At 56.9% G+C, this 16,111-nt stretch carries 15 protein-coding genes and 3 tRNA genes; 6 read left to right on the top strand and 12 right to left on the bottom strand.

Annotated features, from left to right (window positions below; genetic code table 11):
* Nucleotides 1-133 precede the first annotated feature (133 nt).
* A complete protein-coding gene (locus tag AC4GMC_RS02050) occupies nucleotides 134-844 on the top strand; it encodes a VPLPA-CTERM sorting domain-containing protein (RefSeq protein WP_487878361.1) in 711 nt (236 codons plus the stop codon).
* Between the two features lie 68 nt (nucleotides 845-912).
* Here AC4GMC_RS02050 and AC4GMC_RS02055 read toward each other — a convergent pair whose 3' ends face one another.
* From AC4GMC_RS02055 to AC4GMC_RS02070, 4 genes are all read right to left on the bottom strand, one after another.
* Nucleotides 913-1,461 (bottom strand): peptidylprolyl isomerase, encoded by a 549-nt coding sequence (locus AC4GMC_RS02055; protein WP_487878362.1) that lies wholly within the window; start codon nucleotides 1,459-1,461, stop codon nucleotides 913-915.
* Nucleotides 1,454-1,966: a peptidylprolyl isomerase gene (locus tag AC4GMC_RS02060; RefSeq protein WP_038006547.1), complete on the bottom strand. Its 513-nt coding sequence runs from the start codon at nucleotides 1,964-1,966 to the stop codon at nucleotides 1,454-1,456. Before AC4GMC_RS02060 ends, AC4GMC_RS02055 begins: the two co-directional genes overlap by 8 nt.
* Nucleotides 1,967-2,033: 67 nt before the next feature.
* Nucleotides 2,034-2,555, bottom strand: coding sequence for a pantetheine-phosphate adenylyltransferase (coaD, locus tag AC4GMC_RS02065; protein ID WP_487878363.1), 522 nt, complete (start codon nucleotides 2,553-2,555; stop codon nucleotides 2,034-2,036).
* 114 nt (nucleotides 2,556-2,669) lie between these two features.
* Nucleotides 2,670-3,104, bottom strand: coding sequence for a CBS domain-containing protein (locus tag AC4GMC_RS02070; RefSeq protein ID WP_487878364.1), 435 nt, complete (start codon nucleotides 3,102-3,104; stop codon nucleotides 2,670-2,672).
* Between the two features lie 212 nt (nucleotides 3,105-3,316).
* On the opposite strand from AC4GMC_RS02070, the gene AC4GMC_RS02075 reads away from it, so the two are divergent.
* From AC4GMC_RS02075 to mmsB, 3 genes are all read left to right on the top strand, one after another.
* Nucleotides 3,317-4,816: a CoA-acylating methylmalonate-semialdehyde dehydrogenase gene (locus tag AC4GMC_RS02075; protein ID WP_487878895.1), complete on the top strand. Its 1,500-nt coding sequence runs from the start codon at nucleotides 3,317-3,319 to the stop codon at nucleotides 4,814-4,816.
* Between the two features lie 98 nt (nucleotides 4,817-4,914).
* Entirely contained in the window at nucleotides 4,915-5,946 is a 1,032-nt protein-coding gene (locus AC4GMC_RS02080; RefSeq protein WP_487878896.1) for an enoyl-CoA hydratase/isomerase family protein, read from the top strand.
* A gap of 13 nt (nucleotides 5,947-5,959) precedes the next feature.
* On the top strand, nucleotides 5,960-6,832 hold the full coding sequence (gene mmsB / locus AC4GMC_RS02085) for a 3-hydroxyisobutyrate dehydrogenase (protein ID WP_487878057.1): 873 nt from the start codon (nucleotides 5,960-5,962) through the stop codon (nucleotides 6,830-6,832).
* Nucleotides 6,833-6,925: 93 nt separating this feature from the next.
* On the opposite strand, the gene AC4GMC_RS02090 is transcribed toward mmsB, so the two are convergent.
* A tRNA-Asp gene (locus AC4GMC_RS02090) sits at nucleotides 6,926-7,002 on the bottom strand.
* Between the two features lie 41 nt (nucleotides 7,003-7,043).
* Nucleotides 7,044-7,991 carry a DMT family transporter gene (locus tag AC4GMC_RS02095; protein WP_487878058.1) on the bottom strand — a complete coding sequence of 316 codons (948 nt, stop codon included), beginning with the start codon at nucleotides 7,989-7,991 and terminating at the stop codon, nucleotides 7,044-7,046.
* A gap of 151 nt (nucleotides 7,992-8,142) precedes the next feature.
* Between AC4GMC_RS02095 and AC4GMC_RS02100 the strand changes: the two genes are divergently transcribed.
* Complete coding sequence (locus AC4GMC_RS02100) at nucleotides 8,143-8,898, top strand: SDR family NAD(P)-dependent oxidoreductase (RefSeq protein WP_487878059.1); 756 nt, start codon at nucleotides 8,143-8,145, stop codon at nucleotides 8,896-8,898.
* A 244-nt stretch (nucleotides 8,899-9,142) separates the two neighbouring features.
* Entirely contained in the window at nucleotides 9,143-9,334 is a 192-nt protein-coding gene (locus AC4GMC_RS02105) for a hypothetical protein (RefSeq protein ID WP_487878060.1), read from the top strand.
* A gap of 444 nt (nucleotides 9,335-9,778) precedes the next feature.
* Here AC4GMC_RS02105 and AC4GMC_RS02110 read toward each other — a convergent pair whose 3' ends face one another.
* The 6 genes from AC4GMC_RS02110 to tgt form a co-directional block, all read right to left on the bottom strand.
* Nucleotides 9,779-10,660, bottom strand: a complete 882-nt coding sequence (locus AC4GMC_RS02110; protein WP_487878061.1) for a nitrilase-related carbon-nitrogen hydrolase — start codon at nucleotides 10,658-10,660, stop codon at nucleotides 9,779-9,781.
* 404 nt (nucleotides 10,661-11,064) lie between these two features.
* Nucleotides 11,065-11,140, bottom strand: a tRNA-Val gene (locus AC4GMC_RS02115).
* Nucleotides 11,141-11,182: 42 nt separating this feature from the next.
* Nucleotides 11,183-11,764 (bottom strand): histidine phosphatase family protein, encoded by a 582-nt coding sequence (locus AC4GMC_RS02120; RefSeq protein WP_487878595.1) that lies wholly within the window; start codon nucleotides 11,762-11,764, stop codon nucleotides 11,183-11,185.
* A 47-nt stretch (nucleotides 11,765-11,811) separates the two neighbouring features.
* Nucleotides 11,812-11,886 (bottom strand) — tRNA-Val (locus tag AC4GMC_RS02125).
* Nucleotides 11,887-12,090: 204 nt separating this feature from the next.
* Nucleotides 12,091-14,487, bottom strand: a complete 2,397-nt coding sequence (gene lon / locus AC4GMC_RS02130; protein ID WP_487878596.1) for an endopeptidase La — start codon at nucleotides 14,485-14,487, stop codon at nucleotides 12,091-12,093.
* A gap of 371 nt (nucleotides 14,488-14,858) precedes the next feature.
* Nucleotides 14,859-15,989, bottom strand: coding sequence for a tRNA guanosine(34) transglycosylase Tgt (gene tgt, locus AC4GMC_RS02135; protein WP_487877378.1), 1,131 nt, complete (start codon nucleotides 15,987-15,989; stop codon nucleotides 14,859-14,861).
* Nucleotides 15,990-16,111 lie beyond the last annotated feature (122 nt).

Below are 16,111 nucleotides of genomic sequence, written 5' to 3' on the forward strand. Positions count from 1 at the left end.
ACTTAATCCTACGTCATTTTTTAAAGTGACGTAGGGTAATTCACCCGAATTCTGCCATATTGTATCTTTTCAGGATCGAATCTCACCGTTAGTATCAGATTTATATCTAAAGTATATCTTTCGGAATTTTGACATGAAAACAAAACAGTTCTTAGCGGCACTTTGCGCCATCACTCTGTCATTCGGGGCGTCTGCGCAGGCTTCATCCATATCAGTCGCGACCTTTGACCTGACCGCTTTTGCGTCATCAATGGGCGGAAACTTCTCACTCGAAGACTTTGAATCTTATTCTGGCGGCGCACTGAGCGGCCCCCTCACCGGGACGAGCGTTGGCACCTTTTCCAGCCTTGGCGGCGTTGGTAGCGGCTCAACGTGTCGATCGAACGGCGGCGGAACGTGCTCTGCCGATTTAGCCATTCAAGAAGATGGCATCAATGGCCAAGGCAATCTCATCCCCATCGCGGGCAGCAGATCGCTCAATTCCAATGATACGCTTGGGATCAAGTGGGACGTCAGCCGCGTGGGCAGTGCATCGTTCAACCGTTTGATCTTTGGCTTGCGTGACGGCGGTGAGTTCCAGACGCTGACAGTATCCGCTGGCGGTGAAACCGCGACATTCGGGCCTGGCGCAGGGAATGGAAACGAAAAACTGGTCGTGGTCGATTTTAGCGGATTTGTAACATCGGCCTCCGTCGAAATGCGTCACAGCGGCCTAAATGACGGCTTCACAATCGATGCGGCCACCGCCGCAGCGGTGCCACTGCCGGCAGGCGCAGTGCTGGGGATGACGGGTTTGGCAGGCCTAATGGTCATGGGTCGCAAGCGACGGCGCAAACCTAGCTAAGACTTAGCACCAGATGCAAAACGGGCGGCCCGATTGGGCCGCCCGTTCTCGTTTACATGAAACAAGTCTTACCGAGAGATCGTAACCGTCGTCATGACATCGGGGCGGCCAACAACCGCACCATTCGATCCGGTACCACGTTTGATCGCGTCCAAGACATCCAAACCGTCCGTCACTTGGCCAATGACGGTGTACTGACCATTCAAGAACGGACCGGGTTCAAACATGATAAAGAACTGCGAATTGGCGCTATCGGGGTTTTGTGCCCGTGCCATACCGACTGTGCCACGCTCATACGAAATGTCCGAGAACTCAGCGGAAATATTGGGCAAATCCGAGCCGCCACGCCCCGCCATGCGCATATCTGCACCGAGTTTGCCAAATTCGACATCCCCAGTTTGCGCCATGAAACCATCAATAACGCGGTGAAACACCACGTTATCGTAGGCGCCCTGCTCAGCCAGCGTTCTGATTTGCGCCACGTGGTTGGGGGCGACCTCTTCGAGCAAATCGATAGTGATCGCGCCGTTGGCCTCCCCCTCGACTGTGATGGTCATCTCGACTGCAAGCGCGGGCGTAGCGACTGCCAACGCCAGTGCAAAAGCAAGACTACGCATCGGCATCGCTTGCGACCTTAACCGAAATCATAACATCGGGATTCGCAGGTGGCTCGCCACGGGTGATCGCATCGACATGATCCATTCCGCTGATGACCCGGCCGTAGACCGTATATTGCCGGTTAAGGAAGTGGTTGTCGTTGAAGTTAATGAAGAACTGCGAGTTTGCGCTGTCCGGGCTGGAGGAACGCGCCGCGCCTAATGTGCCACGATCGTGTGGCACGCCAGAGAATTCAGCCTTCAGGTTCGGCTTGTCGGACCCGCCGGTACCTGCGGAACGAATGTTGCCGCCTGCATCAAGGTTGCCGTGCTGCACGTCACCGGTTTGCGCCATGAAACCTTCGATCACGCGGTGAAACACCACGTTGTCATAAGCACCTTCGCGAGCCAATTCCTTCATGCGGTCGCAATGCCCGGGGGCAACGTCCGGCAACAGCTCAATGACGACCGTGCCGCCCTTGAGTTCCATCAGAATCGTGTTTTCTGGATCTTTGATATCGGCCATGTGGCTTCCTTTCCGTGTCCGTTTGGCGGGCACCCTAGGGTCCTTGGACGGAAAGGGAAAGGGGGCTTCAGGCCTCTCGGCGCAGGACCGCGCTATCGCTTGGGTACATCTGATGCAGCGCGTCTTTTACGGGCGGTGTAACAAACTTTGACACATCCCCTCCGAGCCGCGCGATTTCCTTGACCAGCTTGGAGGCAATCGCCTGATGCTCTGCCTCAGCCATCAAAAAGACTGTCTCGATGCTGTTGTCGAGTTGGCGGTTCATGCCAACCATCTGGAATTCATACTCAAAGTCCGCAACAGCCCTTAGGCCTCGAACAATCACCTGCGCCCCCACATCGCGGGCGCAATCAATCAAAAGGTTCTCAAAGGGGTGCGCGATGATCTCAACGCCGGTCTTTTTCGCCCAAAAAGCACATTCTTCCTCAACCATCGCGACGCGCTGTTCGAGTGAAAACAATGGCCCCTTGTCACGGTTGATCGCAACGCCAATGACAAGGCGATCCACCAAGGAACAGGCCCGTTTGATGATATCGATATGACCCAACGTGATCGGGTCAAAGGTGCCGGGATAAAGTCCAGTGCGCATCGGCACCTCCGGGGGTTTGTGCTGTCGTGGCCCTTAGGCAAACCTGACACGCACACAAAAAGCAAGCCTCCCGCGTACATCTGTCCCGAGATGTTGCCGTGCGGCGCGCCGAGGTCAGTGCCCCATGATCATCCCTTCAAGGGCTTCTTTTTCCATCGAAACCTCAGACAAACGCGCTTTGACGATATCACCCAGCGTGACCAAACCAACCATCTTGCCGCCATCCAACACGGGCATGTGACGGAACCGGCCGTTGGTCATTTTCTCAAGCACGCTTTGCGCATCGTCGTTCGGGGCGCAGGTCACGAGGGTTTTGGTCATCATATCCGAGACTTTCTCACTCAGACAGATCGTCCCACGGCGGCCAATTTCGCGTACGATGTCACGCTCTGACAAGATACCGGCTGCGGTCCCGTCCCCATTTGAAACCACCAATGAGCCAATTTTGCGCGACGACAGTTCAGCGGCCGCATCTGACACCAGCGCGTCGGGGGCGATGGTCAGAACATCAGTCGTGGCCTTTGATTTCAGAATTTGATGAACGAGCATCCCTAACCCTCCTGCCGTATCTTACGTGTGGATAAAGCGTGCGCGCGAGAATGGCTTCTGTCAAGGTGTGTGGTGGCGCGCAATTACAACTTAAGCGGGCAAAATGTCGTGCAATTTCGAGCAGGACACGTTTGTTGCCAAAACCTCTTTGCACCCGCCCGCCGAATTTGCCACTCAAGGCTAGGGATTTAATACTCTTGGGAGGAACGGTCATGGAAGACCTGTGTCACTACATCAATGGCGCGCGCGTTGCGGGCTCATCCGGGCGCTTTGCCGATGTCTACAATCCGGCCACGGGTGAGGTTCAGGCACGCGTGCCGCTCGCCAATGGCGAAGAAATGGCACATGCAGTCGCCGTCGCGCAGGCCGCACAGCCCAAATGGGCCGCAACCAACCCACAACGCCGCGCGCGGGTTTTGATGGCCTTTGTCGGCCTATTGCACCGCGACATGGACAAACTGGCCGAAGCGCTAAGCCGTGAGCATGGCAAAACCCTGCCCGACGCCAAAGGCGATGTGCAACGCGGGCTTGAGGTGGTCGAATACTGCATCGGCGCGCCAGAGCTGCTGAAGGGCGAATACACTACCGACGCAGGCCCCGGCATCGATATGTACTCGATGCGTCAGCCCTTGGGTGTGACCGCCGGCATCACGCCATTTAACTTCCCCGCTATGATCCCGATGTGGATGTTTGCGCCCGCCATTGCGTGCGGGAACAGCTTTATCCTTAAGCCATCCGAGCGTGACCCATCCGTGCCAATCATGTTGGCTGAACTGTTGGAAGAAGCAGGCCTGCCCAAGGGTGTGATCCAAGTCGTGAACGGCGACAAAACAGCCGTAGATGCGATTTTGGACAACGAAATCATCCAATCCGTGGGCTTTGTCGGCTCCACCCCGATTGCCGCCTATATTTATGAGCGTGGCTGTGCCAACGGCAAGCGCGTGCAGTGTTTTGGTGGTGCCAAGAACCACATGATCATCCTGCCCGACGCGGATATGGATCAAGCGGCGGATGCGTTGATTGGCGCGGGCTACGGTGCTGCTGGCGAACGCTGCATGGCGATCTCTGTCGCTGTCCCCGTGGGCGAGGAAACTGCAGACAAGCTGATCGAAAAGCTTGTACCGCGGATTGAGGCACTGAAAGTGGGCCCCTACACTTCTGGCGCAGATGTGGACTACGGCCCCGTTGTGACGGCGGCCGCAAAGGCAAACATTGAGCGGCTCGTCGAGACCGGCGTTGAGGCGGGCGCTGAACTGGTCGTGGACGGTCGCGGTTTTTCCCTTCAGGGGTATGAGGACGGGTTCTTTGTGGGTCCGCATCTGTTTGACCGCGTGACCAAGGACATGGAAATCTACCAAAAAGAGATTTTTGGCCCCGTTTTGTCCGTTGTGCGCGCGCAGAACTATGAAGAGGCCATCGGTCTTGCGATGGATCACGAGTACGGCAACGGAACCGCGATCTTCACCCGCGACGGCGACGCGGCGCGCGACTTTGCAGCGCGCATTAACGTCGGCATGGTTGGGGTGAACGTTCCGATCCCCGTGCCATTGGCCTATCACACGTTTGGTGGTTGGAAAAAATCCGTGTTTGGCGACTTGAACCAACACGGACCGGATGCGTTCAAATTCTATACACGCACCAAAACAGTCACGGCGCGCTGGCCCTCGGGTATCAAAGATGGGGCGGCTTTCTCTATTCCTGTAATGGAATAAGACGGGTCTGCGCCGCGTGATACGCGGCGCCCCGCGGGGGGACCATGTCCCCCCGCACCCCCCTTTTTGAGTATTTTGGGAACAAAGGAAGGGCAGCCTTGCAAGAAGATATCTGGTGCCGAATTGAGGGACGTGCTGGTCGAATAACGCTACAACGCCCGGACGCGTTAAATGCCCTAACGTGGGAAATGTGTCTGGCCATTGAGGCCGCCCTTGATGCATGGGCCACGGACAGCGCCGTTGACCTTGTTGTGATTGACGCCGACGGGACGCGCGCATTCTGTGCAGGTGGCGATATCGCAGAGATGTATGCCGCAGGCGTTAAGGGCGAATACGGTTACGGGCAGCGGTTCTGGGCGGATGAATACCGCATGAACGCAAAGATTTTTCACTACGCAAAGCCCGTTGTCGCGTTTTTGCAGGGGTTTACCATGGGCGGCGGCGTTGGCGTTGGGTGCCATGGCTCCCACCGCATTGTGAATGACAGCAGCCAAATTGCGATGCCCGAATGCGCGATTGGTCTTGTGCCCGATGTCGGTGGATCGTTGCTGTTGCACCTCGCGCCGGGGCGTTTGGGTGAATACCTAGGCACCACCGGGGCACGAATGGCGGCGGGAGACGCCATCTATACTGGGTTTGCAGACAGTTATGTGCCCACTGGCTGGGAGGACCTTAAGGCGGCCCTATGCGCGACCGGTGATGTGGCGGTCATTGCGGATGCGTCTGCGCCGCCGCCCGATGCGCCACTGGCAGCCGCGCAGGCTGAAATTGATGCCTTATTCAGTGGTGAGACACTGGGCGACATCGTGCGGTGCATCGCAACCGCAAAAGGCCCCTTAGCCGAGCGGGCCGCCAAGGCGCTATCGAGCAATGCACCACTAGGCATGGCCTGTGCCGTTGAGATGCTGCACCGGATGAACGATGCCACCACAATGACGGACGCGCTAAAGCTTGAGTACCGCTTTACCTACCGCGCACTTGAGCACAGCGATTTCGTCGAGGGCATTCGCGCCCAGATTATCGACAAGGATAAATCTCCCAAATGGCGCCATTCGAGCCCGGAGGCTGTTCCGGCCACCGACGTCGCCCGGATGTTGATGCCACTAGGGCCAGATGCTTTGAAACTTTAGGAGGAGGGATACTATGCAGATTGGATTTATCGGCCTGGGAAATATGGGGCACCATATGGCGCGCAACTTGGCCTCCGCGGGACACACGGTTGCGGGGTTTGACCTGAACGCGCCCTGCCCTGTGGGCGTAACAGCTGCCGCATCCGGGGCCGAGGCCGCGGAGGGTGCGGATGTCGTGATCACGATGCTGCCCAACGGCGCGATCCTGCGCGCCGTCGCGGACGAGGTCACTGCGGCGATGAAGCCGGGGGCTGTGCTGTTGGACTGTTCAACAGTGGATGTAGACAGCGCGCGAGCGGTTGCCGAGCAGGCAAAGGCCGCAGGCCTCGCGGCCCTAGATGCCCCTGTATCCGGCGGAACGGGTGGCGCGGATGCGGGCACATTGACCTTTATGGTCGGCGGCTCACAGGACGCATTTGTCACCGCACAGCCGCTGTTTGAGATCATGGGGCAAAAGGCCGTCCATTGTGGGGGTGCCGGCAATGGCCAAGCGGCCAAAATCTGCAACAACATGATTCTTGGCGTGACGATGACAGCGACCTGTGAGGCCTTTGCCTTGGCAGACAAACTGGGGCTGGACCGTCAGGCGATGTTTGACGTTGTGTCAACTTCCTCCGGATATTCGTGGTCGATGAACGCCTACTGCCCGGCCCCGGGTATTGGGCCCGATTCCCCGGCGGACAATGGCTACAAACCGGGATTCGCAGCCGAGCTGATGCTGAAAGATTTGCGGCTGAGCCAGCAAGCAGCCGAGGCCGTGGATGCTGACACACCCCTGGGCCAAGCCACCACCGCGCTGTATGAAACCTTTGTCGAAGCAGAGGACGGCGCAGGGCAGGATTTCTCAGCAATGCTGCCAAGATTTGAGCGAAAATCACGCGGTTAGCCCTAGGGCTAACCCAACCCAACCATATGATACAAAACGAAAAAGCCGCCCCGAAGGGCGGCTTTCTTACGTGACCTAAAGGTCATACAGCAGTGGCGCGGTTGACGGGGCTCGAACCCGCGACCCCCGGCGTGACAGGCCGGTACTCTAACCAACTGAGCTACAACCGCGTACTGCGTGTGGAGGGGGATAATGCTACCGCACGGGGGGGTCAATCCCTTTTTCGCGACTTTCTTTCTCTCCAGACAATATAAAGTCCTGCCCCCGCGATCAGCACCATTCCGGCCCATGTAAACGGCCCCGGAATCTCTCCAAAAACGCTCCAACCCCAGAAAACAGCGAGCGGAAGGGCCACATATTCAAACGGGGCCACAACGCCTGCTTCCGCCATCCGGTAGGCTTGTGACAGGCAATAAGCAATTGCCGCTACGTTAAGTCCAAGCGCGAGGAACACCCAGATGTCGCCGGGCGTAGGCCAGACCCATGCGCGGAGCAAAAACACCAAACTATCGTTCGTGATTCCCTCGGCGTATTGCCCCTGCCCCAGCACCGCGTAGAAAATGACACTGACCACGAGAAACATAACTTGGATATAAATCGCGAGCGCACTGGCCCGGCTGGTCACGCCCAATTTTCGGGTCATCACCTGATTGCCCGCGTAGCTGAGCGCGGCGACAAGCGGTAAGGCGTAGCTCCACCCTGGAACACCTAGGCCTTGGCCTAACAGTTCTGGCACGAACATCACCGCCACGCCTGCAAACCCCACACCCACCGCCGTCCAGCGGTGGATGCCCACCCGTTCGCCCAACACAGGAATCGAAAGAACCGTAATCAACAACGGGGCCACAAAGAACAGCGCCGACACCAACCCCAACGGCATCGCGGCGATCGCCAGAAAGAACGACATGTTCGACACAACCACCATCAAGGCGCGCGCGACGTGCTGCCAAGGCGTCGCCGTCTTCAAAAGCCGCCAGCCGCCCTCAAGCTGTAGAATGATCACTGAAAACATCAGACCGCCAAGCGAGCGCGCAAAAACGATCTGATAGAGCGCGTAGTCACCGGACAGCGCCTTGAACATCATGTCATTCAGCGTGATCAGCCCGGTACCCAGGCAGATCATCAAGATACCGATTTGATTGCGAGTTAAGTTTCCCATGCGCGCCTCCTGCGTCACCGTAGGAGCCGTGGGAGGGGAAACAAGTCTAATCGCTTGTGCCGGGCGCGCGGGGATGTCCTTGCCGCCCCGGCGATCCCGGATTGTAAGCCCCCGCAACGCATGGCAGGCTGCCGCAAAACGGGAGGGAAACATGACACAAAAAGTAGCGCTCGTGACCGGATCGGCACGTGGCATTGGCTTGGCCACGACTGCCAAGTTCTTGGAAGATGGATGGAAAGTCATCCGGGTGGATTGGGATGCGCCCGCCCTAGAAGCCTCAGCCGAGGGGTTGGGCGACGTGCATGACATCGTAGCCGACATCAGCCTTGAAGCTGACGTAAACGACCTTGTGGCCAGCGTCACGGAGTTGACGGGCGGCGGCATCAACGCCTTGGTGAACAATGCAGGCATCGCGGATTTCGGCCCGATGGAGGACACTGATTTCGCGCGCTGGCGCCGGATCATGTCGATCAATCTCGATGGGACGTTCCTGATGTCCCAAGGGTTCATCCCGCTGCTCAAGGCGCGCAAGGGTGCGATCGTGAACATCGCGTCCATCTCGGCGCTGCGGGCCTCTACGCTTCGGGTGGCCTATGGCACGTCCAAGGCCGCCGTGGCGCATTTAACCGAACAGCAAGCCGCCGAATTGGGCGAGTTTGGCGTACGCGCCAACTGCGTGGCCCCCGGCCCCGTGCGCACCAAGCTGGCAATGGCGGTCCACACACCCGAAATCATCGCGGCCTACCACGACGCAATCCCTCTCAATCGCTATGGTCACGAAGACGAACTGGCTGAGGCGATTTTCTGGCTGTGTTCGGACAAGGCCAGTTATGTGAATGGTCAAACACTGGCCGTCGATGGCGGTTTTGAGAGCACGGGCATCGGCTTACCCGCTTTGCGAGGCTAACGCGCGTATTTGAACGGAAATGAAATGGGCTGGGCTGTTACGTGACGGCCCGGCATTCTGTAGTGTTTCGGGGACCTCGCCCCCAAGCTTCGCTATTGGTGGTGGAATTGTGGACTGAGACGACTGTTGCAAAGGCTTTTTTAGACAGAACTATCGGGCCGATTTCCTAAAATTCGCTGCAAATGCTTAACTCGATATGACGCCTGTAAAGGTTGTGTTAAGCTTTGCTTGCGACAATTTGGGTATGAAATCGATCACAACCCTTGGCGCCCTCGTTGGCATAGGCATTCTTGGTGCTCTCCTGACCGCACTGGCTGTGTGGATGGTGGGCGGGCCGGTATGGGCTGTAATCCTCGGCTACATCATCGGCGGGATGACCTACATGGTTTTGGGCGGCTTGTGGATTGCACGCAGCGCGCCACCGCCCAAGGACTAATCGGCTCTGTTGTACCTCAGCAAAAGCTCTGGTTGAGCGCTCTACCGGGTCCTCTAATCCGAAGCATTGCCCAGACCACACCGCAGTCGCGCTTTCGCAACCCACCCAAAGAAGCATCCACTTCCCGACTTATGGGCGCCGCTATTGGGATTGAGAGGGAGGATCTGCAACAAGGGGCACCGAGACAGCGCGCAAGAGGTGCAGCCATGACATCCTGCGGGTCATAGATGGTCTTATCACTGTGCTTGAACGCACCAGTTAGTGGTCTGACTGGGACACATTCAGGATGCAGCCCGAGCTGATGATCATGGCCGCGTTAATGCTGCATTCCAGCCGTGGTAACGCTCGATACTCGATGTTTGGGCGAATTCCGATTTCATTCAGGTCCGATCTACGGCCCGAGAACCGACGTTTAAACCTAGCTAAAGAAAGTCCTGCAGTGGATCAGTCCACATCCCGCACGTGGCTTGGGACCCCGAGTGTTTCGATTATGCGCGTCGTTTCGCGATGGATCATCGAAATATTGCTATCTCGCACCGTGGGAAGCGTATGACGTGCCCGGCGGATGGCTTGATACTCCAACGTTGCCGTGATCAGCGCCGGTTCCGTTCCGGCCTGCGCCAGCGTTTCGCCGAACGGGTCAAGAATCCGGGAACCGCCCCAAAAAGTCAAATCTTCCTCCACCCCGGTACGGTTCGCCATGATCGATGGCAAACCATACATCGACGAGTAAAAGGCCATCGTACGCGCCCAGCCCTTGGGGTTGTCAAAATCTTCGGCAACGGCCTCGACCCCCGATGAAATCGGACAGGTCAAAAGCGTCGCCCCCTGCACACAGCTAAGGTGCACAAGTGCCGGGTTCCATGCGTCCGCACAAATCAACAGCCCCATGCGCCATTCATCCCGCATCGCCAACGTGTCGACGAAACGACCGGGCGCATAATGCTTGCCCTCATTGAGGAGACCGTAGTTGGGCAGATTGATTTTGCGGTGCAGATACAACAGCTTGCCCGCGCGCCACACCGCAGAGGTGTTGTAGAACTGCGCCGCTGGACCTTCTTCGATGAAGCCAAAGCAAATCGTCATGTCTCCGGCGTATTGCGATAGGGCTTTGAGCCGCGGATCGGCCATATTCATTGCAACATCAAGAAGCCGCAACGCCCCATAGTGCCCCGTCAGAGATAATTCCGGCATAAGCAGAAACTCGACGTCTTTCGCGCGTGCTTGGTCAATCCAATCATAGTGCTGATCGAAATTTGCATCCAAATCAGTAGGGTCAGACGCAAATTGGGCGACGCCAACGGATAACGGGCTTGAAGTGGACATGAGATCACGCGCTGCTACAGAAAGGTTGGCGGTTGAATAGCACACTCAGCTCGGGCTGATACGCATTTCACGACAGCGATTGTCGGTTTTAATGACATCCCCCAGATGTCCGATGCCACGCGTCGCCGACCATGACACCACTCTTGAAAAAGCGTTTCACGAAGGAGTCGAATAATCGGTGTTGTTACACAAGATCGTATTGAAAGTGTGTAGCCTTTTTACACCACGACTCGGTCTGCAGTGACCTGTCATTCGTCGCGCCTTCGCACACGAATCTTCCATTCGCACATCCACGATCCGCTTATCGATAAAACTGCGCATCTGTGGTATGTGAGCAAGTTAAGAGACACGCATAGGTCACAGTAAACCTGAGACCCAGAAAACAATTATCTAATATGCGGATATGGTGGGTCGTGAGAGGCTCGAACTCCCGACATCTTCGGTGTAAACGAAGCGCTCTACCAACTGAGCTAACGACCCGTTAGGCGAGGCAATACGTCAAAGATTAGGGAGGGGCAAGCCCTAACAAAGACGTTTTTGACGACCTTTTTTAACGTGATAGACAACACCCTGCCCGCCCGGCATCTCGGCCAACGCCTCAAGTGTCACATTCGGCCCATGACCTAGCGCAAGAGCGCGGATCATGCGGCTGGTGATCCCATGGGTGACCAGCACATGCGGCCCCTCAAGGCGCGCCAAAAACTGAGAGCAACGCGCCTCTAGGCCCGCAAGCGTTTCGCCACCGGGTGCCATGTCATACAGCTCCAACACGCCATCCGTCGTGACCTGCCACTCTGTCGGATCAATCAGTTCAGCGCGCAAACGGCCGGTCCACTCACCAACGCCAACTTCGCGCAGATCGGGGTCGGTGGTGATTTCGGTCACAAGGGGCCCCAGCGCGATCGCGGCTGTTTCCACCGCGCGCCCGGACGGGCTAGACAACACGCGAAAGCCGCTAAGGTCTTGGCCAGTCATGATATTGCGCTGTGCCACCGCCTGCGCCACACCAAGTTCGGTCAGCGGTGCATTTAGATGACCCTGCATTCGACCTTCACGGTTCCATGTGGTTTCTCCATGGCGCAAAACGAAAAGTTCGACTGTCATGAAGGCCCTCTCTTGCTGGCGATTGCCCGTACAAATTCGAGAAAGAATGGTGGGTGATAAGAGATTTGAACTCCTGACATCTTCGATGTGAACGAAGCGCTCTACCACTGAGCTAATCACCCTTGGACCATCGTCTAGCGAGGCTGCGGGTCGGATGCAAGGGGATGATCAGGCAAAACCGAACACCTCAGAGATGGCGTTTTGTACCGCCTGCGAAGGAGCCTTGGAGCTGATACCGCGTTGGAATCGCTCAATCTGAGCGGAAAAATGAAAGCCGCCCGCGACGAGCGCGAGCGGCTGATATTCTGTCTATAGCGAATAGGTAACTAGTGCGTTGTGGCAGTCGTCACCTTGTCGGAGGTAATCCGCGCCAATGCTGCGGCTTCTTCTGCCGCTTGATCCCATTCCACAGGCTCAGGTGCAGACACCAATGCCCGCTCAATCACCTCGGACACATGCGTGACTGGAATGATTTTAAGACCGTTTTTGACACTTTCAGGAATGTCCGCGAGGTCCTTTTCATTTTCCTCGGGGATAAGCACTGTCGTGATCCCGCCGCGCAGAGCCGCAAGGAGTTTTTCCTTGAGGCCACCGATAGGCATCGCATTCCCGCGCAAGCTAACCTCACCCGTCATTGCGATATCTTTACGTACCGGGATACCCGTCAGGACCGAGACAATGGACGTCACCATTGCCAAACCGGCTGACGGACCGTCCTTGGGCGTCGCCCCATCGGGAACGTGCACGTGGATGTCGAACGTGTCGAACATGGGCGGTTTCACACCAATCTTCGGAGCGATCGACCGGACGTAGGAAGACGCCGCATCAATCGACTCCTTCATCACATCGCCCAGCTTACCCGTGGTCTTCATCCGACCCTTACCCGGTAGCTTAAGCGCCTCAATGTGCAGTAAATCGCCCCCGACTGAGGTATAGGCCAAGCCCGTCACAACACCGATCTGATCTTTGCTTTCAGCCAAGCCATAGCGATATTTTTTCACGCCAAGGAAATCATCCAAGTTGTCCAGTGTCACCTCAACCTTGTCCGCTTCTTTGCGAACGATTTTGGTGACGGCTTTCCGGGCCAGCTTGCCGATTTCACGCTCCAGGTTCCGCACACCCGCCTCACGCGTGTAGGTGCGGATCATCTCTTGCAGCGCCTCATCGGACAGCGCGAATTCATCTTTGCGCAGGCCGTGGTTCTTAACCTGTTTTGAGATGAGATGCTGCTTGGCGATCTCGGCTTTTTCTTCTTCGGTGTACCCTGCGAGGCTGATGATCTCCATCCGGTCCAGTAGCGGTCCGGGCATGTTGTAGGAGTTCGCTGTCGTCAGGAACATCACGTTCGAAAGGTCATATTCAACCTCAAGGTAGTGATCGACAAAGGTACCGTTTTGCTCAGGGTCGAGGACCTCAAGCATGGCCGACGCCGGATCACCGCGGAAGTCCTGCCCCATCTTGTCGATTTCATCGAGCAAGATCAGCGGATTGGTGGTCTTTGCTTTTTTCAACGCTTGGATGATCTTGCCGGGCATCGATCCAATGTACGTACGGCGGTGACCGCGAATTTCGCTTTCGTCCCGTACGCCGCCAAGCGAAATCCGGATGAACTCACGCCCAGTGGCCTTTGCCACCGACTTGCCGAGCGATGTTTTACCCACGCCGGGAGGGCCAACCAGGCACAGGATTGGACCGCGCAACTTGGCGGAACGTTGCTGCACCGCGAGGTATTCCACAATGCGCTCCTTAACCTTTTCAAGGCCATAGTGATCGTTATCGAGAACATTCTGTGCGCGGTTTAGGTCTTTCTTGACGCGAGACTTCGTGCCCCATGGAATGGACAGCATCCAATCAAGGTAGTTCCGCACCACGGTCGCCTCGGCGCTCATGGGGGACATGTTCTTGAGCTTTTTTAGCTCCGCATCGGCCTTTTCTTTGGCCTCTTTGGACAGCTTTGTCTCGGCGATCCGCGCTTCCAGCTCGGCCACTTCGCCGCCGCCCTCTTCACCGTCGCCCAGCTCCTTCTGAATAGCCTTCATTTGCTCATTCAGATAGTATTCACGCTGCGTGCGCTCCATCTGGTTTTTAACGCGAGATTTGATCTTTTTCTCAACCGAGAGGACCGACATTTCGCCCTGCATCATGCCGTAGACACGCTCCAAGCGCTCAGCCACGACGAGCAGTTCAAGCAATTCCTGCTTGTCCGCAACTTCGATGCCCAAATGACCCGCCACAAGATCCACCAGTTTAGCGGGCTCCTGTGTTTCGGCCACGGCTGTTAATGCTTCTTCGGGGACGTTCTTTTTAACCTTGGCGTAACGCTCAAACTCTTCGGCCACGGAGCGCATCATCGCCTCAACGATGGCCTCATCTCCAAGCGTTTCCTCAAGCGGCGCGGCTTCGGCCTCAAAGAAGTTCTCATTCTCGATGAATTCGGTGATCTGCACGCGGCCACGGCCCTCGACCAGTACCTTTACGGTGCCATCGGGGAGTTTGAGCAATTGCAACACGTTCGCGAGAACACCGGTACGGTAAATTCCGTCACTGGTCGGGTCGTCGACCGCAGGGTCGATTTGGCTGGACAACAAGATTTGCTTGTCGTCGCGCATCACTTCTTCCAACGCGCGCACCGATTTTTCGCGCCCCACAAACAGTGGCACGATCATATGGGGGAAAACCACAACATCGCGCAGCGGCAGGACAGGGTAAGAGGTATGATCCATCTTGGTTCCTTTATGTTTCGCAAAGAGCCCCGGCCCCGCTCAGCGGCAGCAGTGGTGCTCTTCCGGTCTTGTGCCCCAATACTTGGGGTCCAACCGTTAACGCTTCAAGGACTCAGTCCCGTTACGCCTTTGTCATACTGTGCCATGCACCGCCCCGCCGCCGCAAGCGATCGAGACAGTTTTACACAACTCCTCCGCAAGTAAGCCAAGCTGACGTCACGCCAAGGGTTGAGCCATACATACGCTGGTTTTTTTGGCGTTACATTCGGCGCGGTGTGGGGCACCATCCCTATGCATCATAGGCAAACCGTCACCTAGTTCAGCACCATTCGAGCCAGCCACATTTCTTTTCAAACGTGATCGCCCTTAGCCTAGACCGGCTCAATGTCGCCCTGCGCACGTGCTGCATGAAAATTCGCCTCAAAAACAGCGAATGTGCCAGCGGCAATTGCTGCCCGCATCGCCGCCATCAGCTCCTGATAGTAATGCAGGTTATGCCACGTCAGCAGCATTGAACTAAGGATTTCTTGGGACCGGAAGACGTGGTGCAAATACGCGCGCGAGTAGTTGGAGCAAGCGGGGCACGTGCATTCGGCGTCCAATGGGCGCGGATCGTCCATGTGGCGCGCGTTCTTGATGTTGACGACACCGTGACGCGTAAACGCCTGGCCTGTACGCCCCGAACGCGATGGCAGGACACAATCAAACATGTCGATACCGCGTTTCACGGCCCCCACCAAATCGTCCGGCTTGCCCACGCCCATCAGGTAGCGAGGCTTGTCCTTGGGCAATTGCTCTGGCGCAAAATCAAGGCAAGAGAACATCGCCTCTTGCCCCTCACCCACCGCGAGCCCCCCAACGGCATACCCATCGAATTCGATCGCGCGCAGGGCTTCCGCGCTTTCGGCGCGAAGGTCTTCCTCCAACCCACCCTGCTGGATGCCGAACAGAGCGTGGCCGGGCCTGTCGCCAAAGGCATCGCGAGACCGCTTGGCCCACCGCATCGACAACTCCATGCTTTCGCGAATCCGCGCGCGGTCTGCAGGCAGCGCCGGGCATTCGTCGAAACACATCACGATGTCTGAGCCCAAAAGCCGCTGGATTTCCATTGAACGTTCGGGGGTTAGATGGTGTTTGGACCCATCAATATGAGATTTGAAGGTCACACCTTCTTCGGTAAGCTTGCGCAGTGCGCCCAAACTCATAACCTGAAAACCACCCGAGTCCGTCAAGATCGGTCGATCCCAGTTCATAAAGGTGTGCAAACCACCCAAGCGCGCCACGCGTTCTGCCGTCGGACGCAGCATCAGGTGGTACGTATTCCCTAGCAAGATATCCGCGCCGGTCGCGCGTACATTTTCAGGCATCATTGCCTTGACGGTTGCCGCAGTACCGACAGGCATAAAGGCAGGTGTGCGAATATCGCCGCGCGGCGTGTGGACAGTGCCCGTGCGCGCGCGGCCATCTGTACCTTGAAGGCTAAAAGAAAAAGTCTGTGTCATACAGCGGCGGATACGCTTGCGCGCAGACGCATGCAAGATGTGTGACCAAAACACCCGATTTTACGTCGCAGACTGCGGATATGAATTCACTGTGCACATGAATTACGGCGGCCGGTTAACCA

Source organism: Thalassobacter sp. (assembly GCF_982993085.1).